Source organism: Clostridium pacaense, assembly GCF_020709765.2.
Taxonomy (GTDB): Bacteria; Bacillota; Clostridia; order Lachnospirales; family Lachnospiraceae; genus Enterocloster; species Enterocloster hominis.
This window is the reverse complement of the sequence record NZ_JAJFEB020000012.1, coordinates 124569-149992: the sequence shown is the minus strand read 5'-3', so window position 1 is coordinate 149992 and position 25424 is coordinate 124569. Positions and strand designations below refer to the sequence as shown.

Annotated in this window: 23 protein-coding genes and 1 riboswitch; of the genes, 4 read left to right on the top strand and 19 right to left on the bottom strand. The window is 52.5% G+C overall.

Annotated elements, in window-relative coordinates; all coding sequences use genetic code 11:
* Positions 1–11: 11 nt before the first annotated feature.
* Genes LK536_RS48615 through LK536_RS48605 form a run of 3 tightly spaced genes read right to left on the bottom strand, consistent with a single transcriptional unit; the run spans position 12 to position 2191 of the window.
* Positions 12–503: a PTS sugar transporter subunit IIB gene (locus tag LK536_RS48615; RefSeq protein WP_008722957.1), complete on the bottom strand. Its 492-nt coding sequence runs from the start codon at positions 501–503 to the stop codon at positions 12–14.
* Between the two features lie 21 nt (positions 504–524).
* Positions 525–1715 carry a glycoside hydrolase family 88 protein gene (locus tag LK536_RS48610; protein ID WP_227796393.1) on the bottom strand — a complete coding sequence of 397 codons (1191 nt, stop codon included), beginning with the start codon at positions 1713–1715 and terminating at the stop codon, positions 525–527.
* Between the two features lie 41 nt (positions 1716–1756).
* Entirely contained in the window at positions 1757–2191 is a 435-nt protein-coding gene (locus tag LK536_RS48605) for a PTS sugar transporter subunit IIA domain-containing protein (RefSeq protein WP_025482591.1), read from the bottom strand.
* A 604-nt stretch (positions 2192–2795) separates the two neighbouring features.
* Between LK536_RS48605 and LK536_RS48600 the strand changes: the two genes are divergently transcribed.
* Both LK536_RS48600 and LK536_RS48595 read left to right on the top strand, forming a co-directional pair.
* Positions 2796–3515, top strand: a complete 720-nt coding sequence (locus LK536_RS48600; protein WP_008722945.1) for an AzlC family ABC transporter permease — start codon at positions 2796–2798, stop codon at positions 3513–3515.
* Positions 3505–3813: a branched-chain amino acid transport AzlD family protein gene (locus tag LK536_RS48595; RefSeq protein WP_008722943.1), complete on the top strand. Its 309-nt coding sequence runs from the start codon at positions 3505–3507 to the stop codon at positions 3811–3813. Before LK536_RS48600 ends, LK536_RS48595 begins: the two co-directional genes overlap by 11 nt.
* 83 nt (positions 3814–3896) lie before the next feature.
* Here LK536_RS48595 and LK536_RS48590 read toward each other — a convergent pair whose 3' ends face one another.
* The 6 genes from LK536_RS48590 to LK536_RS48565 form a co-directional block, all read right to left on the bottom strand.
* Entirely contained in the window at positions 3897–5195 is a 1299-nt protein-coding gene (locus LK536_RS48590) for a DUF1576 domain-containing protein (RefSeq protein ID WP_050927340.1), read from the bottom strand.
* Between the two features lie 152 nt (positions 5196–5347).
* Entirely contained in the window at positions 5348–5698 is a 351-nt protein-coding gene (locus LK536_RS48585) for a PqqD family protein (protein ID WP_008722939.1), read from the bottom strand.
* Positions 5699–5797: 99 nt separating this feature from the next.
* A complete protein-coding gene (locus LK536_RS48580) occupies positions 5798–7741 on the bottom strand; it encodes an OPT family oligopeptide transporter (RefSeq protein WP_008722938.1) in 1944 nt (647 codons plus the stop codon).
* A gap of 216 nt (positions 7742–7957) precedes the next feature.
* Positions 7958–8938, bottom strand: a complete 981-nt coding sequence (locus LK536_RS48575; protein WP_120058547.1) for a Gfo/Idh/MocA family protein — start codon at positions 8936–8938, stop codon at positions 7958–7960.
* Positions 8939–8971: 33 nt separating this feature from the next.
* The gene (locus LK536_RS48570; protein WP_025482596.1) at positions 8972–9865 is read right to left on the bottom strand and encodes a DUF1266 domain-containing protein; all 894 of its coding nucleotides are present in this window, start codon (positions 9863–9865) and stop codon (positions 8972–8974) included.
* 82 nt (positions 9866–9947) lie between these two features.
* Complete coding sequence (locus tag LK536_RS48565; protein ID WP_227796394.1) at positions 9948–10895, bottom strand: Gfo/Idh/MocA family oxidoreductase; 948 nt, start codon at positions 10893–10895, stop codon at positions 9948–9950.
* 210 nt (positions 10896–11105) lie between these two features.
* On the opposite strand from LK536_RS48565, the gene LK536_RS48560 reads away from it, so the two are divergent.
* Positions 11106–11978 (top strand): AraC family transcriptional regulator, encoded by an 873-nt coding sequence (locus LK536_RS48560; protein WP_227796395.1) that lies wholly within the window; start codon positions 11106–11108, stop codon positions 11976–11978.
* Between the two features lie 88 nt (positions 11979–12066).
* Here LK536_RS48560 and LK536_RS48555 read toward each other — a convergent pair whose 3' ends face one another.
* From LK536_RS48555 to ptcA, 8 genes are all read right to left on the bottom strand, one after another.
* Entirely contained in the window at positions 12067–12273 is a 207-nt protein-coding gene (locus LK536_RS48555) for a DUF378 domain-containing protein (RefSeq protein ID WP_008722930.1), read from the bottom strand.
* 77 nt (positions 12274–12350) lie between these two features.
* Positions 12351–14369 (bottom strand): molybdopterin-containing oxidoreductase family protein, encoded by a 2019-nt coding sequence (locus tag LK536_RS48550; RefSeq protein ID WP_227796396.1) that lies wholly within the window; start codon positions 14367–14369, stop codon positions 12351–12353.
* A gap of 126 nt (positions 14370–14495) precedes the next feature.
* Positions 14496–15476 carry a cation diffusion facilitator family transporter gene (locus LK536_RS48545; RefSeq protein WP_025482601.1) on the bottom strand — a complete coding sequence of 327 codons (981 nt, stop codon included), beginning with the start codon at positions 15474–15476 and terminating at the stop codon, positions 14496–14498.
* A gap of 71 nt (positions 15477–15547) precedes the next feature.
* A riboswitch (NiCo riboswitch) is annotated at positions 15548–15644 on the bottom strand.
* Between the two features lie 122 nt (positions 15645–15766).
* Positions 15767–16753 (bottom strand): diaminopimelate dehydrogenase, encoded by a 987-nt coding sequence (locus tag LK536_RS48540; protein WP_008722923.1) that lies wholly within the window; start codon positions 16751–16753, stop codon positions 15767–15769.
* Positions 16754–16924: 171 nt separating this feature from the next.
* Positions 16925–17866, bottom strand: coding sequence for a carbamate kinase (gene arcC / locus LK536_RS48535; protein WP_227796397.1), 942 nt, complete (start codon positions 17864–17866; stop codon positions 16925–16927).
* A 184-nt stretch (positions 17867–18050) separates the two neighbouring features.
* Complete coding sequence (gene aguA / locus LK536_RS48530; RefSeq protein WP_008722920.1) at positions 18051–19142, bottom strand: agmatine deiminase; 1092 nt, start codon at positions 19140–19142, stop codon at positions 18051–18053.
* A 55-nt stretch (positions 19143–19197) separates the two neighbouring features.
* A complete protein-coding gene (locus LK536_RS48525; RefSeq protein ID WP_227796398.1) occupies positions 19198–20604 on the bottom strand; it encodes an APC family permease in 1407 nt (468 codons plus the stop codon).
* A gap of 26 nt (positions 20605–20630) precedes the next feature.
* A complete protein-coding gene (ptcA, locus tag LK536_RS48520) occupies positions 20631–21647 on the bottom strand; it encodes a putrescine carbamoyltransferase (RefSeq protein ID WP_227796399.1) in 1017 nt (338 codons plus the stop codon).
* A 564-nt stretch (positions 21648–22211) separates the two neighbouring features.
* Here ptcA and LK536_RS48515 point away from each other — a divergent pair.
* Complete coding sequence (locus tag LK536_RS48515) at positions 22212–23159, top strand: LuxR C-terminal-related transcriptional regulator (RefSeq protein WP_506092192.1); 948 nt, start codon at positions 22212–22214, stop codon at positions 23157–23159.
* A 75-nt stretch (positions 23160–23234) separates the two neighbouring features.
* On the opposite strand, the gene LK536_RS48510 is transcribed toward LK536_RS48515, so the two are convergent.
* Positions 23235–24014, bottom strand: a complete 780-nt coding sequence (locus LK536_RS48510) for an inositol monophosphatase family protein (protein ID WP_008722913.1) — start codon at positions 24012–24014, stop codon at positions 23235–23237.
* A 115-nt stretch (positions 24015–24129) separates the two neighbouring features.
* A complete protein-coding gene (locus LK536_RS48505) occupies positions 24130–25308 on the bottom strand; it encodes a glycosyl hydrolase family 18 protein (RefSeq protein ID WP_227796401.1) in 1179 nt (392 codons plus the stop codon).
* Between the last annotated feature and the right edge of the window lie 116 nt (positions 25309–25424).

Below are 25424 nucleotides of genomic sequence, written 5' to 3'. Positions count from 1 at the left end.
CTCCCTTTTTATTATAAGTATTTATTTAAATCCACTTTTGCAGTGCCGTCATCGCCGGATGCAGTGGTTTTCGTATTGAATGTGATTTTGTATTTATCCCGCATCTCCCTGAGGGCCGCCTTGTCTTCCTCTCCCAGGGCAATGTATTTGCTTATATCTTCCTTGCCTGGGGCATGGTGGATGTTGCCCACGTTGATTTCCTTCACGGGAACGCCTCCTGCCACCAGCTTAAGGGCGTCTTCTGTTGTCTTGCACACGATGAAGATGGTCTGCTTGGGGGACGCCTTCATGATCACATCACAGGTGTGCTGGATGGAGAAGAAGCGCATGGCAACGGTCTTTGGGACCACGGCCTTCATCAGTGTCTGCTGCATGGCGTCCTCACTGGCAGAGTCATTGGCCACAATCACCGTGTTGACCCCCAGGGCCTTAATCCAAAGCTGTCCCTGCCCGTGGATCAGCCTTTCGTCAATTCTGAATGCTACGATATTCGGTACTGGCATTATGATTTCCTCCTTTTATCCTTACCAATATAAGTTCCAGTCTTTGTAGAAACGCATCAGCGCTTCCATATAATAATAGTCTCCCCATATATTCCCCTCATCCACGCCCTTGCCTGAATGCCAGGAGTACACGCCGTGGAGAAGCACCGGCGCGCCTTCCTTTATATCCGGGTTGGTGTACCCCTCCATCAGGGAGCGGAGGATGCGGTGCATGGCGTATTGATAGGTCTCCTTGTCCGGGTGCACCTCAGGAAGGTACTTAAGCATCTCATGGATGCCGCACACGGCCACGGCTGCTGCCGACGAATCCCTGGACTGGCCGGAACCATCCGTGAATATCAGGTCCCAGTAGCACACATCGTCCTCAGGCAGACGGTTTAAGAAATAGTTGGTCATGCCCTCAAACAGGTTAAAGGCGCTGTCATCCCTCGTATACCTGTAATTCAGGGGGATTCCGTATACCCCCCAGGCCTGTCCCCTGGCCCAGGCCGAATCATCGCTGTATCCCTGCCTTGTAACGCCCTTTAAGGGTTCCCCTGTCTCCGGGTCAAAATAAAATGTATGGTAGGCCGAGGCGTCCTGGCGGATTACATGATTGCATGCGGTTTCATAGTGGCGCACAGCCGCATCTTTATATGTATGGTCCCCCGTTACCTCCGTGGCCCAGTACAGCAGCGGGATATTCAACAGGCAGTCAATGATCAGCCGGTAGTTGTCCTTGGCCCCCAGTTCCCCCCATGCCTGGATGAAACCGCCCTTTTCCTGGAAACGCTCCATCAGTTTATCCGCTGCCAGGAGGCCCGCCTTCCTGGCATCCCCGGAGCCGGTCAGCTTATACCCTGCCACACAGGACAGGCAGTAAAGGAAGCCCAGGTCATGGTGGTCCAGTTCAATGCGCTTTTCCACCCGGTTCAGGAACGAGGACACATTCTGTTCCGCCAGCCGTCTGAAATCCTGGTCCCCCGTGTACTCGTAACACAGCCACAAAAGCCCGGTCCAGAAGCCGTCGGTCCACTCGATGTTTTCAATGATGCCGTATGTCTGGTCCTTTGCCGCGGAAGACGGGAACCTTGTCCCAAAGTACTTCATATTGCAGCGCACCTGCCTTACCACATCCCCGATGGCAGACTCCACCTCCCTTTTGGTGAGAAGGCTGCCCCCAAGGTAGCTGTCCTTTTTCCTGATTGGTTCCACATGTATCTTTTTTATCATGTCTCTCTCACCTCATCTTTTTATCATCATACCACATCCGTTTACAGGCCGCCTTCAAACTCCGGCCCTTCCTCATCATTGCCCAGGCCGTCCAGATCCTTAATGCCTTCCCTGCCTGCCGTGAGCACGGCCTCCACCAGCCCGTCTAACCCATACATGGGTCTGGAGAATACGGCCTCCACCAGAGATGCCATGTTCACGCCTGCCATGACCTTTATCCGTTTCCCTGTATACTCCTGCTTCAGGGCCGCCGCAACATTAAATGGCGTACCGCCCACCAGGTCGGCCAGGATCAGGACTTCCTCCCCTTCAAGGGATTCCACCGCCAGTTTCATGGCCTCCTTTAAATCAGATGAGCTGCATCCCTCCTCAAAGTCCACCCCGGCCGTGTTCTCCGGCTTTCCTGCCACCAATGCGATGGCGCTTAATATCCCTGTGGGGAAATGTCCATGGCCCGTTACAATGATTCCTGTCATTTGTTTACTCCCTTCTCAAACAGTTTACTGATTCTTTGCTTGTTCCCTCTTATTCTGTCCGTATTATCTCGTTTTTGGTAAACCGGTTTACTCATGATTGAAGTATAGTATTATTTGCCATGGTTGTCAATATGATTTTTCAAAATGCCATACTTTTCTGATATATTGCACAAATATCTCGTTACATTTTGTGCATATATCACATTATATTCTCCAATATCAGGAATTTCACTCCCTTCATTCCAGTTTTTCCAAAGCACTCGTATATAGTAAACCATTTTGGTTTACATGCTTTATTCACTCATTGGTTTACATCTTCTGTCTATCCAGCAATCCAGTATCCAAATCCACATCCGTCCTCCATCATAAAAAATCAGGAGCATTTTCCAGTAAAACCCTTTTTCCTTTATAAGGCTTTCATGGTTCCCGCGCTCCGCGGTATTGTAAGGTAATTGAAAGAGCCTGATCCGCAATATTTCCTGTTTTTCATGAAAAACCCGATTTACAACCAGGATTTTCCTGATATAATTGGAAAGGACGCCGGGGCTTTACATACAGTGAACCACACAGCCCGGCCACATCATTCTACATATGAGGGGTAATTATGGAAAGCAATGGAACACAGTTTAAATCGGGATTAAAGGACGGCATTCCCATTGGCCTGGGATATCTGGCTGTTTCCTTTACCTTCGGGATCATGGCCAGCGGCGCGGGCCTTAACACCTGGCAGGCAGTGGTCATGTCATTTACCAACCTTACAAGCGCGGGGCAGTTTGCGGCCCTCGGTATCATCCAGGCCGGCGCGCCCTTTGCGGAAATGGCCGTTGCCCAGCTGATCATCAACCTGCGGTACTGCCTGATGTCCTGTTCCCTGTCCCAGAAACTCAAGGCAGGGCTTCCCTTTTTCCACCGTTTCTTAATATCGTATGGCGTTACCGATGAAATATTCGGGGTCTCCGTGTGCCGCCCCGGCATGCTGAGCCCGTTTTACAGCTATGGGCTGATGTGCGTGGCTGTTCCTGGCTGGACCCTGGGCACCCTGTTAGGCGCAATCTCCGGCGACCTGCTGCCTGCCCGTCTCCTGAGCGCCCTGAACGTGGCCCTTTACGGCATGTTCCTAGCCGTGGTCATACCGCCCGCCAAGGGCAACCGGATCCTTACCTGCGTCATCCTTGTATCCATGGTGCTCAGCTGGCTGTTTACCCGGATACCTGCGCTGAACCACATATCATCCGGCTTTAAGATCATTATACTCACCATCCTGATTGCAGGCGCAGCCGCAATCCTATTCCCATTAAAGGAGGAACAGGCAGATGAACCGTAATGTATATCTTTATATCCTGGTCATGGCAGGCGTCACTTACCTGATACGTCTGCTGCCCCTGACATTGATAAAAAAGGAAATCAGAAATGTTTATATAAAATCCTTTCTTTACTATGTCCCCTACGTAACCCTGTCCGTCATGACCTTCCCGGCCATCCTTCACGCCACGGCCTCCCTGTGGTCAGGCGCAGCCGCCCTGGCCGTTGCAATCATCCTGGCCTACAGGGGGAAAAGCCTGTTCCAGGTATCCCTGGCAGGGTGCGCCGCTGTTTTGGTATTGGAACTCCTGATGGTCTGACATAGAAAGAAATAGAAACGTGTCCCATGGCTGCCACAAAAAGACAGCCACAGGACACGTTTCTTGTTTTATATTGTTTCCTATTACAGGGATAACCCTCCTCTGGCCCGCGCCCTCCTGTCCCGGATGGACTGGACCACCGGCACCATGAAAATGGCTACGATACCTCCTGCATACCCGTTGTTGTACAGGTTCATGCCGCCGTAAACAATCCCCACGTTCAGCGCCACGGACGAGTGAAGGAAGCCCGCTATGATACCTGCCACCGGTCCGAACTCTCCCGCCACAGGAGCCAGTGTGGTGGAAAACAACAGGGCCAGCATGGGGGATGGCTGATAGATTTCCCATGTCTTTGTAAAGCTGGCAAGGTAGACCCCCAGCATGATGGGGGCAATGTTCCTCAGATGCTTTCCCGTGGAACTGAAACCCACAATGGTAAAAATCCCGCAGATGGTCGGCCCGTTCAGATCCCCGCCCACCGCCAGGGAAAAATAGGTTGCAAACAGGCCGTTAATCCCCATATTAAAAACAGTGGTGGCCCCGCCCTCATCCCGGAGATAATCGGTTCCTCCGATCCCGTAGGATTTAAGTATCCTTTTATAGGATTCGAACAGCCCTTTCCCCCTGACAGCAACACCGAATACAATCATGCCGCCAAAGAGGACGGACAGAAGGATCCCGAACATCGTGTTATGGCCCGTGGACCATATGAGCCTGGATTCCACCTCAATGCCAAAGGACTTAACCAGAGATACGATGACAGTGGCAATGATTCCCGCCGCAAACCCCACATTATAGAGGGAATACCCCTTATGCGCATAGTGGACATGGGTACTTAGGGGCGGCAGCACGAAACCAATGACAATTCCCACGCTGACCGCTATGAACAGGCGAATGACAAGAGGCTGGCTTCCCACCTGCATCATCTGGGTGATGATGGGCGAAAGGCTGGTTCCGTACAGGCCGATATAGATATAACGTTTCATGGATGTTTTATGGTACTTGGCATACAGGTATACGCCTGCAAGAATTGCCCAGATATTCAGGAGATTCTTTCCAAACAGGGAAAAACCGAACATCAGGCAGCTGGAAGTGATTGTATGGCCATCCATATCCATGCCCATAAAGTAGATAATCCCGATGCTCATCAGGGTCAGCATGCCTGCGTTAATCAAAGCAGCCCCAACGCCGCCAACAACAAAATAATCCGTTATCAGGAAATCCGGTTCCCTGATGATATTCACAATTCCTGGGACAATTTCCTGCAAAGGCTGGACCACCAGACCTATGACAATAAAATAAGCCGGAATCAATGAAAGAAGACAAAACTTCTGTGTCCTTGTCAGTGATTTCATTTCATGGAAATGTTCCATATTCTTCATAAAATATCCTCCCAATTACAGCTCTTTTTCTATCATAACTGATAGAAGGATATTTAGCAAAGACATTTTTTACTTTAACTGCCAAATTTGTGCAGAATATTTTATTGCAAAAACACAGGACCGCGGAACAGGAATCTTGGCACAGCCCTTCCTCACCTTTTAAATTCAACAAACTTATTATTTTTCAGCATTTCAAAATACTTTGCCAGACGTTCATACAGCGGTTCGCATTTCTCACCGAACTCCTCCTTTACCATGACGCCAATCTCAATCAGGTTCCTGTTACCGTCAATCTGCTTCCATACAAAGCTGCCGAAGCAATCCAGTTTAATGTGGCTCACTTTGGGAGTGACCCACAGTTTCTGTGCAAGCATTGGAAAAAATCCCCGGTGGACCATGTCAACAGTCACGATTCCCTGTTCATTTTCCTTCCATGGGAAACCGGGATTCCTCACAGGAATCTGCTCCAGATAGTTTTTATCCTTCATCTTTATACGGCCCAAACCCGCACCATCCTTTCACTCACTATATGATATGGACAGAAGGCGCCGGAATCCGGCACCTTCTTAACCCGCGCCCCACTTGGATATGACAGCGCTGTCTTATTTTTTATCTTTATGCCATATTGTAAACTTAAACATGGTCAGCATCAGGACCGCAAATGCCACAAGGGATACAAGCTTGGATGCCGGGCTTGAAAGGAATGCGCCCAGCCCGTTGTCCATGGCGGAAAGGTTCAGGAAATCAGCCAGGAAACCGCCCCTTGCGCTTGCCAGGGGTACGATGGCGAACACGGCCAACAGGATACCCACCAGTCCCTCGCCTGCAATCATACCGGAAGTATAGAGGACGCCCTTGTCAATAGCTTCCTTCCTGTCCTCTTCCTTTGCAAACCTGCGCTTTTCATACCAGTGACGGATCAGGCCGCCCACCATGATGGCCGACGTGGTCCTAAGCGGGAGGTAAAGGCCAACCGCAACAGGCATTACGGGGATGCCCAGGATTTCAATCACAACAGCGATGGCAGCGCCTGCCAGGATCATATTCCATGGAAGGTTGCCGTCCATCACGCCCTCCACCACGGTCTTCATGATCATGGCCTGAGGAGCAGGAAGCTCGGTGGAACCGTAGCCCCATGCCTGGTTAAGCAGATACAGCACGCCTCCGATGGCAATGGCGGATGAGACAACGCCGATAAGCTCACCAGCCTGCTGCTTCTTGGGCGTGGAGCCGACCAGGAAGCCTGTCTTTAAATCCTGTGAGGTGTCGCCCGCAATGGCTGCAATGACGCAGATGACGCCGCCGATGGCAATCACGCCCATCATGCTGTCGTGGCCTGAACCGGATACAGCCTTGAGTACAAGGGAGGATACCAGCAGGGTTGCAATGGCCATACCGGACACCGGGTTATTGGAGGAGCCCACAAGGCCTACCAGACGTGAGGAAACAGCTGCGAACAGGAAACCGAATACTGCAATCAGCAGCGCCCCCACAAAGGTTACGGGAACAGCCGGCACCAGCCAGATGACCACAACCGCGGCCAGCACGCCCATGAGCACGATGTTCATTGGGATATCCTGGTCCGTACGGAGGGTGGAGGTCTGGCGGCCGCCCTTTAAATCCCGCATTGCGTCCATAAAGGTGGAGGCAATCATGGGAAGGGACTTAATCAGGCTTATCATACCAGCGGCCGCCACGGCTCCTGCGCCGATATAGCGGATATAAGACCCCCAAAGGGCCTGGCTGTTCATATCACTGATCAATGCGGTGGCCGGTGCAAAAGGCTCCGTAAGGCCGCTTCCGAACAGCTTGATGATGGGCATCAGTATCAGCCAGGAAATGATCCCGCCCGAGAACATGTAGGAGGAAATCTTGGAACCGCATATATATCCCACTCCTGCCAGGGCCGGAAGCACGGACATGCCCACGCCGCCGCCGTATTTGCGGATATCATAGTCCACATCGCTGGGGAACAGCTTCAGGCCGTCCGCAATGAACTTATAAAATGCGGCAATCCCCATTCCGGCAAATACGACACCGGCTTTGGAACCGCCCTGTTCCCCTGCAATCAGCACCTCGGCACAGGCAGTGCCTTCGGGATACGGAAGTGTTCCATGTTCTTTTACAATCAGGGCCTGGCGCAGGGGTATCATGAACAGTATGCCCAGGACGCCGCCGCACAGCGCTATCAGGGAAATCTCAACCAGGGACGGCGCCCCCTCACCCCATTCGCTCATCCACATGAACAGGGCGGGCAGGGTAAAGATTGCGCCTGCTGCCACTGATTCGCCTGCCGAGCCAATGGTCTGCACCATATTGTTTTCCAGGATGGAATCCCTCTTTAATATGACGCGAATGACTCCCATGGATATGACTGCCGCAGGGATGGACGCGGATACGGTCATGCCCACCCGCAGCCCCAGGTATGCGTTGGCCGCGCCAAACAGCACTGCCAGGAGTATACCCAGGATAATGGATACCCCAGTCATCTCCGGAACCACCTTATCTGCCGGTATAAATGGTTTAAAACCATTTTCATCTTTCATGTAACTATCACTCCTTTGTATATAATATCGCCCTATTATATCACTGCAGGAAAATAATTTCCATGTTTTTTCGGAAAATGGTAAAAATTACATGAATTTTCTAAAGTTTTAGCGCATTTTTTGGCAAAAATACAGCTTCTACCCTTAATTATATTAATCCACATTTCAGAATCAAGGGTGGAAGCCGGAAATATTTTCTTATTCATTATTGAGTCTTTATGATTCACAGCTGAACTTAAGTCCCCAGGATGCCCGTATTCCATCCATCAGTTCCAATACGGCCAGCGTATCCTTTTCCTTCAGCACATCGCTGGTGTACATGCCTTCCTTCACACACCGGCTGGCTTCCCGGATCTGATATTCAAACCCATTGATTTCAAAGGGAATGCAGATTTCCTGGGGCTGTCCGCCGTAAGGGCATACAACCAGCTTCTCAGCCATCTGATAATCCGGCAGCCGGATGGATCCGGACGTACCGTACACAACCCCTTCCCTCGGCATTGCCATGCCTATGGAAGCGGTTACGGATGCGGTGCGGTTTCCTGGATAATTCAACAGGATGGAGCTGAAATCATCCGTACCATACTCATTGATATGATAGCTGGACGTAAAGCCTGAAGGCTTCGTATCCCCCATCACCATGTGCATGAATCCCAGGTTATAAATCCCGATGTCAAGAAGCGCGCCTCCCCCAAGTGCGGAATCAAACTTCCTGTCCTTCCTGGCGCCCTGGGCGGTAAACCCAAAATCACTTCTGGCATAGACCACATCCCCGATCACGCCCTCTTTTATCAGTTCCTGCATCTTCTTTAAGAGCGGAAGGTGGCGGATCCAGAACGCCTCCATGATGAACAGCCCCTTTTCCTTTGCCATGCCGAACAGCCTTCTGGCCTCGTCCGCGCTGGTGGTAAAGGGCTTTTCGCAAAGCACGTGTTTCCCCGCGTCCAGGCACAGCCTGCAATTGTCAAAATGCAGGTTGTTGGGCGTGGCAACATAAACAGCGTCCACCTCCGGGTCCGCCGCAAGGGCCTCATAGGAATCATATGCATGCCGGATACCGTACCTTCCTGCAAATTCCTCCGCCTTTTCCATGGATCTTGAGCCGCAGGCTGTCAGCTGCTCTTCTCCTCCCATTTTCATCACCGTGTCTGCAAATTTTGCAGCGATTGTTCCGGTTGCCATGATGCCCCATCTCATATTCTGTTTCCTCCATATTCCGGTTCATGATATCTACCAGGTCTTCTTAAGTTCCAGGTTCCAGTCCACAGCATAGGGGTTAAACGCACTTCCCTTCAGCCCCTCATAGATTAAATCCCTGTTTTCCGCCTCATCCCCGGCCCAGGCATGGTATCCTGCCAGGTAGCTGGCAATGAATTCATCCCAGGAGCCATAGGTCTGCTGTATGGTTCTGGCAACCTCCAGGGAACGGTCCAGGGATTCGGTGATGGGATAATACCCCGCCAGATAGTAAAATCCCAGGTTTGACATGGCGCGGCTGTAATCCCATGCCGAGCCGGTGGCCCTGCCTGACTCCAGCAGCCGCAGAAGGGCCGCGTCCGCGCTGGCCCGGTCAGTGACCCCCCAGCTTTTTGACAGCATTTTCCTGTTTCTTTCCTTTATTGAATTGTCGGAGCTGCCATCGTCCTCCCCCTCCACGCCAGCCAGCAGCAGTTCACCGCCATAGGCCCGGATATTACAGCTGTTGTGCTTTGTCAGGATGGCGTAGGTGGCATTAAACCACTGTACCACCTGGTTGTCGTTATAGGGGTTGGCCTTTTTGTTCAGGTACTGCTGGCGGTGGTTCAGGGCGTAATCCCCTTCCAGGTACTCCGGCTGGCCGTCCTCTCCCAGCCTGGAACGCGTGAACTTCCCGTCTGCATCAAACCGGTACAGGTAATTGCCGATTACCTTCTCACAGTTCCTGGCAATATTGCCGGTTTCATCCAGATAGAACATGGAATTGCCGGACTTTTTGAAATCATTGCACACCATCTGTCCGTTTTTGTCATAATAGTGCCATTGGCCGCCTTCATTCTTCCAGTTACCATATGCAGTGATGCACAGGAACAGGGAACAGAGTAACGTAAGTGCCAATATCCCCTTTGCTTTTGCCGCTTTCCTCATATCCCGCCTCCATTGATAGATCTGGTGCCCACGGCGGAAAGAAAGTTTCCAACACACCCCAGCGCCGGTGCACTGACTTTCATTATAACACCTGCGAACGGATCCTGTCCATCACCTCATGGGTCATGAGCACGTTTTGGCGCCATTCCCCATAGCCTCCCCCATCCTTTGGGCCAGATATGCCGCGAAGCGGGACATACCGATGACGGGAATGAATTCCCAGACAGGCCCTGGCAATCCACGTCCTGATTTCTTCATCCGTAATGACCGGAGATGTGCGCAGGGCCAGCACTTCCTTCTCCCCATCCCGGCCGTAAAAACACAGTTCCGACGGATCTGCAATGCTGCGTATGACAAGGCGCCCCTTTTCCCCTCTGATCTGGCTGGGCACATGGCTTGCGGACACCTGGGAATAGAGGATTTCGGCCTCCGCCCCTTTACATCCTTTCCCCTCATACCTGCCCTGCACGCTTCCGGCAATGTCCATGCCGTTTTCACAGAAAACAGGTTCTGCCTGAATCTGTTCCGGTATCCCAAAGCATGCAATCATGGTGAAAATACAGTCGGCCCCCCGCTCCACCAGCGCCCCATGGGCAAGGTCAGGCGCAGGCAGCGTATCCGCCGGTTCTTCCCTGCACTCATGACGCGGCGTACGGGCGCAGGACATGAATGTCATGCGGTTAATGCGTCCAAGACGGTGCATTTCCCCCTTAAGGCCGTGAAGGCAGGGATTGGCTGCTGCCTTAAAGGCTTCTGTGTAGACAACGCCAGCATCATCGGCCGCCATCTGTAACTCCAGTACCTGTGCCCGGTCAAAGCCGGATATCCCTTCCATTATCACATGTATCCCCCCGGACAAAAGCCGCCTGGCCCCCTGAAACGTAAGATGTCCCGGATGCTTCACATACACTGCATCCACTGCCGGCACCGCCGCCAGCACCCTATCCGCATCCATGATCCCATCCCCTGATACTTCCCTGGCTCCTGATCCGGTCCCTGTGTCCCCTCCTAATCTAAACAAACGCATCATACTGATTCCCCGTTTCTTTTCAGCGTCCATCCTGTTGTTTCAGATGATTTCACTTTACTGTTTTGTGACCTTATGATATAACAAAAATACAGCAATTAATACGGATTTTATATGATTTTCAGGATTAACTACAGTTTTTTTGCCTTCACCCTCTGCCAGGATGGAGGGGCGGACAGATGAGGGAAACATATCAGCAGGGAGGAATCACAGATGGCCATTCATCCGCACAGAATATCAGCTGCAAAAAACGGTCCGGCCGCTAAAAACAGCATCCAGATCAGCCGGATCCGCCGTTCATCCAGCTATGTCATGAAACGTCCCCACTACCATTCCTATTATGAGATATATTATCTGCTCTCCGGACAGTGCAGAATGTTCATTGACCAGGATATTTATTACCTGAAGCCAGGTGATGCGGTCATCATACCGCCGCTTCAGATCCACAGGGCCTTGTATGAGGAAGGGCTGCAGGCTGAGCGGTATGATATGTATTTTACCAAGGAGGAGGCCGATGCCTTCCATGCGTCCTGCGGACGGGAAGGCTTTGAGCGCGTCTTCTTAAATCCCCGTATTGCCATCCCCCAGCCCCTGCGCCCCGGGATAGAAGGCCTGTTAGGCCATCTGTCCCACGAAAACGGACAGGAGGATGCCTATTCCCACGTACAGCAGCAGAGCCTGCTCTTCCAAATCCTGGTCCTCATAGGACGCTGCCAGGATACGCAGCGGGAAAAGGACTCCCTCAATGACTCGGAGGCGGCAATCGTGAAGGCGGCCCGGTATATCAACCTCCAATACAGGGAACATCTGACGCTGGATGCCATGGCTGCCATGTCCAATATGAGTCCCACTTATTTTTCCCGGAAGTTCAGGGCATCCACCGGATTCTGTTTTAAGGAATATGTAAATTATATCCGGGTGCAGAAGGCGTCCGACCTGTTGAGGAACACGGATGGGACAGTGACTTCCATTGCAATTGCCTGCGGGTTTTCGGACGGCAACTACTTTGGCGATGTGTTTAAGAAGCTGACCGGACTCTCACCCAGGGAGTACCGAAACGGGATCAGAGGGGATACGGTACCATAAATAGGAACATACGAAAACAGGAACCTGGATGCACCGGTCTGCCTTGGCAATCCGATTCCCCACAGGTTCCTGCCTTTACTGTATCCTGTTATGCTTCCTGTCCTGTACGTGAATAGAATGTAATCAGATACAGTCCGCATAGCCCGACCAGCGCATAAATGACCCTGGTAATCCAGGAAGCATTTCCGAAAATCCATGATACCAGGTTAAAGTTAAAAAATCCAACCAGTCCCCAGTTAATCGCCCCAATCAGGCTTACTGTCAGGGCTGTACAATCTAAAGCCTTATTTCCCATAGATGTTAACCTCCTTATTGTGGACATTTGGCTTATACCCAATAACAGTATGTACCTGAAAATGGTATTTTATACATTTAATGATGAAATGCAGGACGGACCTCAACGGTATTGTCATTTAACGTGGTCGCTTCCCCTATGTCGGACAGGCGCTGGTGGTGAAGGGCGTTGACCAGCAGGCCGGATCCGGCCAGGGACATACCGTATACCCCGGCCACGGCCGCCGCGCCCCTGGCCACCCAGGGGGTAAGGCTGGCCGTAAATTCCACCTGGGCCAGGTCGTTATATGCAATCACCTTATCCCCATCCCCGATATTGCGCCCAGCCGCATCCAGAGGGTGCAGCATCAGCTTCATGGGACCCCGTTTCCCGGTCAGGTCCTCCCGTTCCAGGAAAATGGAATTGAGGGTATATCCACTGGGTACGGCAATGAGCCGCAGGGGGTATTCCCCGCCGTGGGCGGATGTATACCGCGGCATGGGTTCAGGCTGGCCCGGGTTCACAATCATGATTTTCCCTGTCTCCGTCTTAAAGTCCATGTGGTCCGCAAAGGGCGTGGAGATGACGCCGCCTTTTTCCAGGATATCCCATTCCCTGTCGGTTGCTTTGGCAAGCCCTGGTCCGGGATGGGCCAGCAGTTCTTCCACCATCCCTTCCTCAGTCTTCTTAAAATACGCTTCCTCATATCCCATTGCCCCGGCCAGAAGCCGGAACGTGTTCCAGTTGCTCCTGCACTGTCCCGCCGGTTCCAGGACTTTATAAGCCGTACCAAAGGTACAGTAGCCATAGGCCAGATAACAGTCCGGCTGTTCCACGGAAAATGTGGCCGGCAGCAGGATATCCGCATACCTGGCCGTGTCCGTCATGAACCGCTCATGGACAACCGTGAACAGGTCCTGTCTCATAAGCCCCTTCACTGTTTCCGCCTGGCTGCTTACCGACCCCACCGGATTGCTTCCATACACATAAAGGCTTTGAATGGGATTTTGCCCATGACTCCCGTTCAGCGCCTGGGCCAGCTGGTTGATGTTTACCTTCCTGCCCTGCCTTGTCCTGAAATCAGGCCGCGTCACAATGGTATCGTCCACACAGGGACCGATACCGGGATTGCATCCGCACAGCCCGCCTCCCGGCCTGCCCCATGCCCCGGTCAGGGCGGAGAGTATGGTAATCAGGCGCACGGTCATACCGCCGTTCCCATAGCGGGAGGGACCGCTTCCCAGTATGATGGCGGGCCGGGAGGCCCGGCCGTATTCCATGGCCAGTGCCTCTGTCATGTCAGCCGGGATCCCGGTTATCCCCTCTGCCCACGCAGGCGTATAGGAGGGCAATGTCTCCTTAAACCCAGGCCAGCCGCAGGACCATTCACGAAGATAATCTTCAGCAGCCAGGCCTTCCCTCACCAGCACATGCATCATGGCCAGTGCAAGGGCGCCGTCCGTACCAGGCCGTATAAGAATGGTCTCATCGCAGTAAGGTGACATATCCTTTGCACATGCTTCTATCAGCACCACCCGTTTCCCAGCCTTCCTTGCGCTGTCCAGTACCGGCATGGACTGGATCCTGGTGGCTTTCATGTTGCTGCCCCAGACCAGCAGGAAATCGCTGTGCTTAAGCTCCCTTGGGTCCAGGCATCCGGTGCGGCCCATGACAGCCTCATATCCGGCTCCCTTGGCCGAGGAACAAAGCGTCTTGACCAGGGAACATGCCCCCATCCTGTTGAAAAAGGCATCCCCGCATTTGCGCTGGATCACGCTCATGACCCCTGAATAGTAAAACGGAAGGATGGCATCCCCTCCGTCCCGGCTGAGGATTTCCTTCCACCTTCCGGTTATCTCCGATATGGCTTCGTCCCAGGAAACAGGAATAAACCTGCCTTCCCCCTTTTCCCCTGTCCGCCTCATTGGCGTGAGAATCCGGCTGGGGGAATGGATGGAATCCGCATAACCGTGCATTTTCCTGCAGATCAGTCCATGGGAAGCAGGATGGTCCCGGTCCCCTTTTACCTCCAATATCCGGGTTCCGTCCGTTTTCACCAGCAGGCCGCAGGAGGTGGGGCAGTCATAAGGGCATATTGTTTTTTTCCATTCTGTCATCGTATTTCATATTCTCCTGTTTCATACTTTTAATCTGTTTTTCCAAGTGTCTTTCAGATATGCTCTAAGTATAGATAATTCCGGTCTGTCCGTCAAACAGAATCCATTCCTTTTTCCGGGCTTCCCTTATCCTTCCCTGTTGAGGGGGTTGACCTGGACAGCGCAGTGTTTTACCTGGGGGAACTGTTCCTCCACCGTATCGTGTACCTCCCTTGAAATGGCATGGGCCTGCTGCAGGTTAAGGTCAGGGTCCACCGCGATTTCGATATCCACATACATCCTGGGACCGAACAGCCGGGTCTTTAAGCCGTCAATCCGCACCACCCCGGGGGATGTGAGCACAGTTCCCTTTATGGCTTTTTCCGTCTCCTCATCACAGGCCTTATCCACCATTTTGTCCAGAGCGTCCCGCAGCACATCCAGGGATGCCTTGCAGATGAATAGGCAGATTACAATGCTGGCAGCCGGGTCCATGAAGGCAAACCCCATCCGCGCCCCGCATATGCCCGCAAACGCCCCCACCGAGGACAGGGCGTCGGAACGGTGATGCCATGCATCCGCCTTTAAGGCGCTGGAGTGTATGGAATCAGCTGCTTTTATGGTATAACGGTACATCCACTCCTTTACCACGATGGAGACAATGGCTGCCATCAGGGCCATAAGCCCTGGTATGGCCGCATCCTTCACTTCCCCTGATATCACCTCCCTTACCGCGCCAAAGCCGATTCCCAGCCCCGTGGCACACAGGATGAAGGCAAGGAACAGCGCCGCCACGCACTCCAGCCTTTCATGCCCATAGGGATGTTCCTTATCCGACTGTTTGGCAGACATGGTAACCCCTGCCATCACGATGAGGGTGCTGAACACATCCGACGCGGAATGGACTGCATCCGATATCATGGCGTGGGAGTGGCCCAGGATCCCGGCTGCCAGCTTTCCGGCTGTCAGGACCATGTTCACTGCAATGCTGACCCTTGAGACGTGCATGGCGGTATCTTTATGCCCGCCCGGTCCGTGGTTTATTGTATGGTTGTGCCCTCCTATATGAAATTTCCCTGTACGGCATTTCCCTATCAGGCGTTCCCCTGTGAACTCAGTTCCTGTCATAACTTTCCCTCCCATAAAACAGTACACGGCCCGGATAATAAAAAAACACCTGCGGGACAATACGAGTAAACGACTGTCCCGCAGGTGTTTCCTACCTGCTGCCACTAAAGCGGCCCGGCTCCTCCATGGATGTTCCATCCACTTTAAGGCCTGATCAGATTGTACTGTAGCAATATATGCAGTGCAATAGATACGGATGGCGGGAATGGATGTCATCCAATCCCCATATCCGTTTGTATTATGGTATGAGGAATGGGAGGGATTGGTGCATGATAAAGTCCTGTCTGCATTTACAGCAGATGTTTCCTCAGTTCAGCCCCGTCCTGGGCGCTAAGATATGCAGGCGCAATGTCGAATACGGTCCTGCAGCCAGTCTGCCCTTCACGGCTCAGCCTGTACGCGGCCCTGGCATATGCGGTTATGACGGATGCGGTGAACTCCGGGTTGGAATCCAGCTTCAGGCTGTACTCAACCACATGGCTGTGTTCATCCTCCCAGCCCGTCCTTCCCGTGCGGATGACAAATCCGCCATGGGGAATCCCGGCATGGTCTCGCATCAGCTCTTCTTCCGATATGAAATGGACGGTTGTGTCATAGTCGGCAAAATAATTGGGCATGGTCACGATTGCCTCTTCAATGGCCTTTTTATCAGCGCCCTCTTCTGCCACCACAAAGCATTCCCTGGTATGCTTCTGCCTGGTGGTAAGGTCCGGCCCTGCCCCGCTTCTCACTGCCTGAAGGGCGTCCTCCACCGGTATGGTGTACTGCCTGGCATCCTTTACCCCTTCAATCCGGCGGATGGCATCCGAATGCCCCTGGCTCACGCCCTTGCCCCAGAAGGTATAATCCTTCCCGCCCGGAAGGATGGCGTTGGCATACAGGCGGTTCAGGGAGAACATGCCAGGATCCCAGCCCACGGAAATGATTCCCACATGTCCGCCCTCCTTTGCGGCCTTGTCAACCGCATCGTAGTGCTGCGGGATGTTGGCATGAGTGTCAAAGCTGTCAATGACGTTAAAATACCTTGCCATGTCCGGCGTCTGTCCCGGAAGGTCCGTGGCGCTGCCTCCGCAGAGAATCATCACATCGATATCATCCTTCATGGAAGGCGCATCATCCACGGATAAAACCTTTGCCCCCTCTGTCAGGATGGTCAGGCTGCGCGGATCCCTTCTTGTAAAAACAGCCGCCAGTTCCATGTCCGGATTGTGTTTAACCGCGCATTCCACACCCCTTCCCAGATTACCATATCCTAAAATTCCAACTCTGATTGCCATGTAAGAACACTCCTTTGTATTGGATTTGATTTTTGTAAATTATACTATAAGTCAGTGGTTCATGGCAAGCAGATTTCCTTACAGCCCCGCTGAGATATGATTACCCACATCTCCCATGGGGCTGTCCCTATATAGGGCTGCCTTTATCTGAGCACTAAATCCTCCATCTGATTACCCAAGGGCTATCCTGGTGCCGCTCTCCCCAATCATGGCCAGCGGTGCCTTTTCCAAGGATGCGATGACCGCATTCCTGCCCTTTTTGCTGCGTGCAAATTCCATGGCAGCCTCCACCTTGGGAAGCATGCTGCCCGGTGCAAAGTGGCCCTGGCTGCATAATCCCTGAGCTTCCTCCACCGTGATTTCCTTCAGTTCCCGCTGGCCGGGTTTCCCGTAATTGACCGCCACACGGTCTACCGCCGTGAGGATGAACAGGTAATCCGCATCCACCAGTTCCGCCAGCTTGGCAGACGCAAAGTCCTTGTCAATGACGGCAGGCACGCTTTCATAATCCCCGTTCTCATTAAGGATCACAGGAATCCCGCCTCCGCCGCAGGCAATGACAATGAACTCATGGTCCAGGAGGTTTAAGATGGAATCCCTTTCCGCGATATCCATGGGCCTTGGGGACGCCACCATCTGCCGGTATCCCCTGCCTGCATCCTCTTTCATGCAAAGGCCCGGATTTTCCTCCATCATCTTGAAAGCCTCTTCTTTTGAATAAAAACTGCCAATTGGCTTGGTAGGATTTAAGAAAGCAGGATCCTCCTTGTCCACCACGATCTGTGTCACCACGGTCGCCACATGCCACGGCATGCCTTCCCTTCGCAGTTCCTTCTTAATCCCTTTCTGCAGGTGGAATCCGATGTAGCCCTGGCTCATGGCCGTGCACTCCGGCAGGTCAAAGGCCGGAACCTTCCCATCCACCGCGCTGGCCGTGTCAAATGCCTGGCGTATCATCCCCACTTGGGGGCCGTTGCCATGGCTGATGATGATTTCATGGCCCTGTTTTATGAGGCCGATAAGGGCCGGAGCCGCATTGTCAATGCGCTCCTGCTGCTCCTTCGGCGTATTGCCCAGGGCATTGCCGCCCAGGGCTATTACGATTCTTGACATAATGTACCCTCTCCCTTTTTGTCAGCTATTCTTTTCTGTCAGCTATTCTTTTCTGTCAGCCATCCTTTTCTGTCAGCCATCCTTTTCTGTCAGCCATCCTTTCCTGTCCGCCATCTCTGCCTGTCCGCTATCCTTACCTGTCCTTACGTCCAGTCCGGCATCCCTATCCTCTGTGCGCAATGGCTCATGCCTTAGGCTGCTGCTGTGTAATACAGTGGATGTTGCCGCCGCCCAGCAGGATTTCCCTGGCGTAAAGCCCGACTACCTTGCGGCCCGGGAAACATTCTTCCAGCGTCTTTCTGGCCTTCTCGTCGTTCTCGTCACCGAACATAGGGAATACCACGCCGCCGTTGGCGATATAGAAGTTTGCATAGGAAGCAGCCAGCCTGTCGCCCTCCATACGCGGAAGCGTCCCGTCCACAGCGTCCACGCCCTCGCTCTCTTCCTTTGTGATGAGGATGTTCTTGGGAAGCATCAGCTTGTGGATTTTAAGACTGCGTCCCTTTGCATCCGTCTCAGAGCTGAGCACGGCGTATGCTTTCTGGCAGATATCATACTGAGGGTCTTCCTTGTCATCGGTCCATGCAAGGATGACCTCGCCCGGGGCAATGTAGTGGATGATATTGTCCACATGTCCGTTTGTCTCGTCATTGTAAATGCCATATGGAATCCAGATGATTTTCTCCAGGTTCAGGTACTCCTTCAGCACATGTTCGATTTCTTCCTTTGTGAGATGGGAGTTCCTGCCCTCGCTTAAAAGGCACTCCCCGGTGACAATCAGGGTCCCTTCCCCGTCCACATGGATGGAGCCGCCTTCCAGGATAAAGTCATCCAGACGGTATCTGTCCTTGCGCTCAATGTCGCAGACCTTCCTGGCCACATGGTCGTCCTTATCCCATGGGAAATACAGCCCGTCCACCAGTCCGCCCCAGGCGTTAAAGGACCAGTCCACGCCCCTGACTTCAGACCCGTTGGTCACAAAGGTGGGGCCGCAGTCGCGGATCCAGGAGTCGTCTGTGGACATTTCCACCACACGCACATCCTCAGGAAGCTGGGACCTGGCATTGTCATACTGGGCATTGCTTACGCACACGGTCACCGGCTCAAACTGGCTGATGGCCTTTGCCACCTCCACAAACACCTTCTGGGCCGGTTTGGCGCCCAGTCTCCAGTTATCCGGGCGTTCGGGCCAGATAATCCAGCAGCCCTCATGCGGCTCAAATTCTCCCGGCATCCTGAAACCGTCCTGTTTTGGGGTAGTTGTATATGTTTTCATGTAAAGTACCTTCCTCTCATTTTGTTTTTATTTTTATGCCTTATTTCACGTTTTCTTACAGCTGCGCCGCCTTTTCCATGGCAGCCCCGCCGGGCCTGAGTCCTTTCCCCTTTTTGGCTGCCAGCATTTCCCCTACGCCGATGAACACGACGGATCCAATGGTAATGGGCAGCACTTCATTTAATGTCTGGGCGTCAAAGCTCATGGGCACTGCAATGAATACCAGGGATATGACAATCATGATCATGGGAAGGGCTGCCAGCACCTTTAAGAATGCCCTGCTTCCCCCCACCTTAAAGGGCCGCTCCGTTTCCGGGTCAATGGCCCGCAGCTTCAGGAACGCCGGGAATACGGGCAGGTATGCCAGCAGGAACATTACAAGGTTCAGTGCAAAGAAGCTCCAGAACAGATCCTGGTTGGGCAGGATGGGCGCAATGACCACGACCACGCTGGCCACAATGCCGTTCATCACGGCAGCCCCCACCGGCATACCGTTCTTAACGCTCTTTCTGGCAAATACCTTTGGCATATCACCCTGTTCAGCCGCATAGCTGGCCACATTGTTCACGCCCAGGGACCAGGAAATCATATTGCCGAACAGCGTGAGCACGAACATGACTGCCATGATGGAGATGAAAAGCCCGCCGGTCTTACCGGTCAGCAGCTGAAGGCTGTCAATAAGGCCGCTGCTGGTGCTGACCTCAGCGGTAGGGATGGCCACGCCAATCCCAAAGGCAGAGAATATGTAGATTGCCGCAATCACAAGGCCGCCTGAAACAATGGCCTGTGGAATCTGTTTTTTTGGATTCTCCATATCGTTTGCAAAGGTGCACACCACCTCGAACCCCAGGAAATTAAACAGGATGACGGATATGAAGGACAGGCTCTTCGCATCAAAGCTGGGTATCAGGGAGGCCGCCGTGTACTCGTTGGCCACCCCATGGGTCACTGCCCCGTATATGCCAAGTCCGCCTACAATCACAGCCAGCAGCACCTTAATCAGGGCAGCGCCGTTGAGGATCCACACGCTGTCGCACACAGGGAAAAAGCTGATAGCCACAATCACCCAGATAAATGCCAGTTCAATGATTAATGAGGGAATAACCCCAATGGGATGTCCGATGATGATACTGAGCATTTCCGGGCACATAACTGCCAGGGATGCCATCCACAACGGGAAGTTAATCCAGTAATACCAGGAAACCCGGGTTCCCCATTTGGCGCCAAAGGCCTTTCTCACCCAGTCATACAGGCCGCCTTCCCCGTCATAGGTAGTGCCCAGCTCCGAGGCAATCAGCCCGTAGGGCAGCAGGAAGGTGAGCATGAGGAAAATCCACCAGAAATACTGGGAGTTTCCGATTGCAGCCACCGGCGCCGCTGCTTCTGCCACGAATACGACGCAGATAACGGACAGGATTGCATCTGTCAATTTAAATTTTTTCTTTCCGTGTGTTTCAGCCATGTGTCTTGCCCCCTTTTCATGCTAAATTACAGCGCCTTTTTTAAGAATACTTCCAGGTCAGCCTTTGCCTTTGCTTTTTCCTCTTCATCCGCTTTTTTCTCAGCCTGTCCCAGGAAATATACAAGCAGTCCCCTCATGGCGGTCAGGCGGTTCTCAGCCTCGTCAAACACAATGGAATAACCTGCGTCGATTACTTCATTCACAACCTCTTCCCCTCTGGAGGCAGGCAGACAGTGCATGAATTTCACATGGGGCGCGGCCTTGGCCATCATGGCGGGCGTTACCTGGTATTTGGGATAGAAGATAGCCATCCTCTCTTCCTCGGAAAGCTCTGCGTCATACAGGCCGTACCATACATCTGTGTACACGAAATCCGCATCCTTAAGGGCTTCATCTTCATTATCCGTAACCAGGAAGGTACCGCCGCTCACCTTGCAGTTTGCCTCTGCGATTGCCCTGTGGTTTTCATTTAACTGATAGCCTTCCGGTCCAAAGTGTACAAAATTCATTCCCATCTTGGTGGTGATGAACATTAAGGAAGCGCATACCTGGGTGGCGTCGCCTACGAATACTACCTTGCAATCCTCTAATTTCTTACCTGCCGGTAAATGCTCAATCATGGTGCACAGATCGCCCATTTCCTGGGTCGGGTGGTTATAATCAGACATGCCGTTGATAACCGGGATGGTTGCGTTCTTAGCCAGGTCTGCCACACTCTTATGGCGGTCCACACGTGCCATGAGGATATCTACCAGACGGGACAGCACAGCGCTTGTGTCTTCGATTGTCTCGTGTCCTCCTAACTGGATCTGTCCCGGCGCCAGGTACTGCGCATGGCCGCCTAACTGCTCCATGGCTGTCTCAAAGGAAACCCTTGTCCTGGTGGATGACTGCTGGAAAATCATGCCCAGGGATCTGTTCTTTAATAATTGTGGATAGTAACCGGCCTTGATGCACCTCTTAATCTTTAATGAAAGATTGATGATGTCCATCAGCTCCTCCTTGGTAAATTCGTTTGTGTCGATGAAATCCTTTACTGACATGTTCATTTCCTCCTAATAATATGTTTTTTGTTTTTCCTACGTCCGGAGGTGAAGCCTGTTATGGATGCGAATCCTGTTATGGATCATAAGCGTATTTATGAATCACAAACAGGTGCGTCCTAAGGCTTCTTGTGTCCGGCGCCTTGTGATATCATCATAGCGCCCTGGGACAGGGTTTAAAATCATCCCCGGGATGGATTCGCAGATATATGACCGCTTCCTTTTCCCTCATGAAAAAGGATGATTTTATTCATACTTTCATCATAAACCAACTAAACTTTCCTAAACTTTTTATGCATAATGTACAACTTTCTTTCAATTCATCCAAATAAATAATTTGCTAAATCCTCTGTTTTTTGATATATTTTAACTGCCGGATACAGCAGCATGTCAGAGGAGGATTTCATGGATATACTGATTTTCATTTACAACATTTTCCTTATTGTTCTTTACACAGTGGTTCTAACCTTCTGCATCATTAATTACAGGCACAAAAAAAGGCCGTTGACTGCCGCAACCGCCGTTCTCTTCCTTTTTTATATATTTGACAACATCATTATCTACATGACTGAATTCTTAGACGGGTTCTCTGTCCGCTATGACCTGCAGTTCATGAGTGCGCCTGCCTTTAAGACACTGATTTTCCTGGTAACCTCCTTCTGCCTGGTTTCCATCCAGCATCAGGTGCTTTCCCGGCGCCCAAAGAACCGGGATACAGCCGCGCTGGTACTTTTAGGACTCAGCCTCCTGTTCATCCCCACCGCGGGATACGGCGCATTCAAGGTATGGCTCTATTATCTTCCGGCCCAGCTCTTTACCTTGTATCTGAGCGTTTCCGGACTGCTGTACCTGAAAATGCATCCCGGGGAGCTGGACAGGGAAATGCATGCCTATAAAAGCCTGCTCTGGATTACCGCTGTTTTTTCCCTACTGATACTGGCTGAAGACACCATCGTCATCTTTTCCTTTGACGTCTACTCGGATATCATGGTCAAGATCAACAACCGCAGCCTCTCTGAGGACATGATGAGCATCCTGTATTCAGTGTATGCCCTTGCATACCTGACCCGGCAGCTGCAGGGTCCGCTCATTAAAATCCAGGCCCCGGACATGTCCGGAAGCACGGCTCCCGCAGCGGATACCGGGAGGACAGCCATGATGGAGGACGGGGCGCAGGTGATGACGAAGGACGGGACGCCCACCTCCACCCTCCCGGATGGCAGAACGCAGGGACAGGCAGACAGCAAGGGGCAAATCCAGCCGGATGGGCCGGACAGCAACACCGTATTCCTTCATTTTGCCAGCCACTACCAGCTCACCTCCCGGGAGCAGGATATCCTGAGGATTCTTCTCACGGATAAAAACAACCAGGAAATCAGCGACGCGCTGTTCATCTCCATCGGTACGGTCAAGACCCATGTGCACAACATTTTCCAGAAGGTAAATGTGACCAAGCGCAGCCAGCTCCTGAGGGTTTATTTTGAATATCAGAAAGACATGCCCTGGAAGTAAGCCTGGCATGTCTTCTGATTATATCATCTTATTCTCTTTTCATCCTATTCTCTTATCATCTTATCGTCTGTCCTATCACTTCCCCAGGATTGCAAGCAGTTCCTCCCCAATCAGGCCATTAGCCGCCGCCACCTGGCACGGCGTTGAAACATCCAGCGGTTCCCCATCATAATCCGTCACGGTTCCCCCTGCCTCCTGCACCAGCAGCATTCCTGCCGCAAAATCCCAGGGCCGTAACACCTGCTCAAAATATGCGTCCGTGCGGCCGCAGGCCACATGGGCAAGTTCAAGGGCCGCGGAGCCATTCCTCCTGATATCGGAGCAGCGCAGGAACACCTCTTTGAAATCCCTGAAATTCCTGTCCGCCAGCCCATGGTCATAAGGGCTTGTGCCAATGGCTATCAGGCTCCGCTCCATGGTATCCACCCGGCTCACATGGATGGGCCTGCCGTTAAGCCACGCCCCGCCTCCCCGGACGGCATGGAACATCTCATCGGTATAGGGCTGGTAAATGATTCCCAGTTCCAGCTGCCGGTTGTCACAAAATGCAAGGGACAATGCGCTGTTCCTGTAGTCATGTATCAGGTTGGTGGTTCCGTCCACAGGGTCCAGGATCCACACCGGCCCGGTAAAATCAATGTCGCTGTTATCCTTTTCCTCGCCCATGAACTGGATATCCGGATACAGCTGCATAAGCCCGTCCTGAATCATCTCCTGCACCTTAAAATCCACCTGTGTCACAAAATCAGCCAGACCTTTTACCTCAATCCTGGCTGCCTGCTCATGGTCCAGGAACAGTGGTTTGACCGTCCTTACCAGTTCCATCACCTTTGCCGCGTCAATCTTCATTCCCATATGCCCTCCTGCCGTGTCATCCATCCTATCAATCCGTATTGGTCTATTATACCACAATGAAAGGATTCAGCAAGACAATGCGGTTTCCCCACCTCCTATATCTGCCGCAATATCCTTACGTTCCATCTGCCCCATCCAGCCGTTCCATCACAGGCCACTCCCTTTCAATGTAGAACATCTCGTTCAGCATCAGCCAGTTGGCCCTGAAAAGGCTCATCAGCTGCCAGTATCCGGCCCCTGACAGCCCATATTCCCTGATAAGATCGAACTTGGCCTTGATGCTCCTCACATCCTCAAACCACACCTCATGCTGGACTCCATACTGCCAGTACCGGAAGTAGGGTGACATGGCAGTCTCATCAAACCGGATATCCACACCGAAATCAATGGCAAGCTGCACCGCCTCATGGTTGTTAATGGTTTTGGCCCTGGTCACGCCCCGCTCATAGGGAAGGGCCCAGTCATATCCATAGTTAGGTATGCCCAGGCTCAGCTTATCCCTTGGAATGGCGGTGACCGCATAATCCACCACCCGCCTCACCATGTTGATGGGAGCCACGGCCATGGGCGGACCCTGGCTGTATCCCCACTCATAGGTCATCAACATGGCGCGGTTGGCAGCCGACCCCAAAAGGGCGTAATCAATCCCCTCATACAAAAGTCCCCTCTGCTCAGCCGAGGTCTTGGGGGCCAGGGCAACGCTGACCGGATACCCAAACAGGTTCATGACCCTGGTGGCCAGGCCCACAAATGCGGCGAACCCCTCCCTGTCATCGGCCAGCACATACTCAAAGTCGATGTCCAGACCGCCAAAGCCTTTATCCTGCATGGTCCTGCCCAGTTCCCATATAATCCGCTGCTGCAGCTCGTGGCTGCGCACCAGGGCCGATACCAGATTATTATTAAAATGCCCGTCTTCCCCCAGGGGTGTCAGTGTCAGGATGGGCCGCGTCCCCCATTGCTGCGCCCGCCCTATCATCCACGCGTCATCGCTGATGGGCGGGATTAATTCCCCTTCCAGGGTAAAGCCATAGGAAAATACCTTCAGCCCATCCAGATACGGCAGGGTTTCCTCCAGGACCTCCTCGTTGATGAACGGATACGCATATCCGCTGGTATAGAGCAGTTTCCTCCCCTCCACCGTATTACCGTCAGAAATATAAAGAGCCTGGCCAACGGCCAGGCGGTATGGGTACTCTATCTGATTGTCCCATAATAATGTTTCTGTAGGAATATTGTATGATTTTGCAATGGAATCCACACTGTCTCCCTGTTTTACCACATATATATCCAAAGCGCGCTCCTGAGCCTGTATTCATTGAATTATATGCAGCAACAGGCAGTCCTAATACGGAAATGTATCCACTGCGCAGTTAAGGACGGCCTGCCCAAATTCCGGTTAATCCACCA

Bases quoted from the DNA above. Each gene is read 5' to 3' on its own strand.
- LK536_RS48615 (WP_008722957.1), bottom strand. From the start codon at position 503: ATGCCAGTACCGAATATCGTAGCATTCAGAATTGACGAAAGGCTGATC.
- LK536_RS48610 (WP_227796393.1), bottom strand. From the start codon at position 1,715: ATGATAAAAAAGATACATGTGGAACCAATCAGGAAAAAGGACAGCTAC.
- LK536_RS48605 (WP_025482591.1), bottom strand. From the start codon at position 2,191: ATGACAGGAATCATTGTAACGGGCCATGGACATTTCCCCACAGGGATA.
- LK536_RS48600 (WP_008722945.1), top strand. From the start codon at position 2,796: ATGGAAAGCAATGGAACACAGTTTAAATCGGGATTAAAGGACGGCATT.
- LK536_RS48595 (WP_008722943.1), top strand. From the start codon at position 3,505: ATGAACCGTAATGTATATCTTTATATCCTGGTCATGGCAGGCGTCACT.
- LK536_RS48590 (WP_050927340.1), bottom strand. From the start codon at position 5,195: ATGAAGAATATGGAACATTTCCATGAAATGAAATCACTGACAAGGACA.
- LK536_RS48580 (WP_008722938.1), bottom strand. From the start codon at position 7,741: ATGAAAGATGAAAATGGTTTTAAACCATTTATACCGGCAGATAAGGTG.
- LK536_RS48575 (WP_120058547.1), bottom strand. From the start codon at position 8,938: ATGAGATGGGGCATCATGGCAACCGGAACAATCGCTGCAAAATTTGCA.
- LK536_RS48570 (WP_025482596.1), bottom strand. From the start codon at position 9,865: ATGAGGAAAGCGGCAAAAGCAAAGGGGATATTGGCACTTACGTTACTC.
- LK536_RS48565 (WP_227796394.1), bottom strand. From the start codon at position 10,895: ATGATGCGTTTGTTTAGATTAGGAGGGGACACAGGGACCGGATCAGGA.
- LK536_RS48560 (WP_227796395.1), top strand. From the start codon at position 11,106: ATGGCCATTCATCCGCACAGAATATCAGCTGCAAAAAACGGTCCGGCC.
- LK536_RS48555 (WP_008722930.1), bottom strand. From the start codon at position 12,273: ATGGGAAATAAGGCTTTAGATTGTACAGCCCTGACAGTAAGCCTGATT.
- LK536_RS48550 (WP_227796396.1), bottom strand. From the start codon at position 14,369: ATGACAGAATGGAAAAAAACAATATGCCCTTATGACTGCCCCACCTCC.
- LK536_RS48545 (WP_025482601.1), bottom strand. From the start codon at position 15,476: ATGACAGGAACTGAGTTCACAGGGGAACGCCTGATAGGGAAATGCCGT.
- LK536_RS48540 (WP_008722923.1), bottom strand. From the start codon at position 16,753: ATGGCAATCAGAGTTGGAATTTTAGGATATGGTAATCTGGGAAGGGGT.
- arcC (WP_227796397.1), bottom strand. From the start codon at position 17,866: ATGTCAAGAATCGTAATAGCCCTGGGCGGCAATGCCCTGGGCAATACG.
- aguA (WP_008722920.1), bottom strand. From the start codon at position 19,142: ATGAAAACATATACAACTACCCCAAAACAGGACGGTTTCAGGATGCCG.
- LK536_RS48525 (WP_227796398.1), bottom strand. From the start codon at position 20,604: ATGGCTGAAACACACGGAAAGAAAAAATTTAAATTGACAGATGCAATC.
- ptcA (WP_227796399.1), bottom strand. From the start codon at position 21,647: ATGTCAGTAAAGGATTTCATCGACACAAACGAATTTACCAAGGAGGAG.
- LK536_RS48515 (WP_506092192.1), top strand. From the start codon at position 22,212: ATGACTGAATTCTTAGACGGGTTCTCTGTCCGCTATGACCTGCAGTTC.
- LK536_RS48510 (WP_008722913.1), bottom strand. From the start codon at position 24,014: ATGGGAATGAAGATTGACGCGGCAAAGGTGATGGAACTGGTAAGGACG.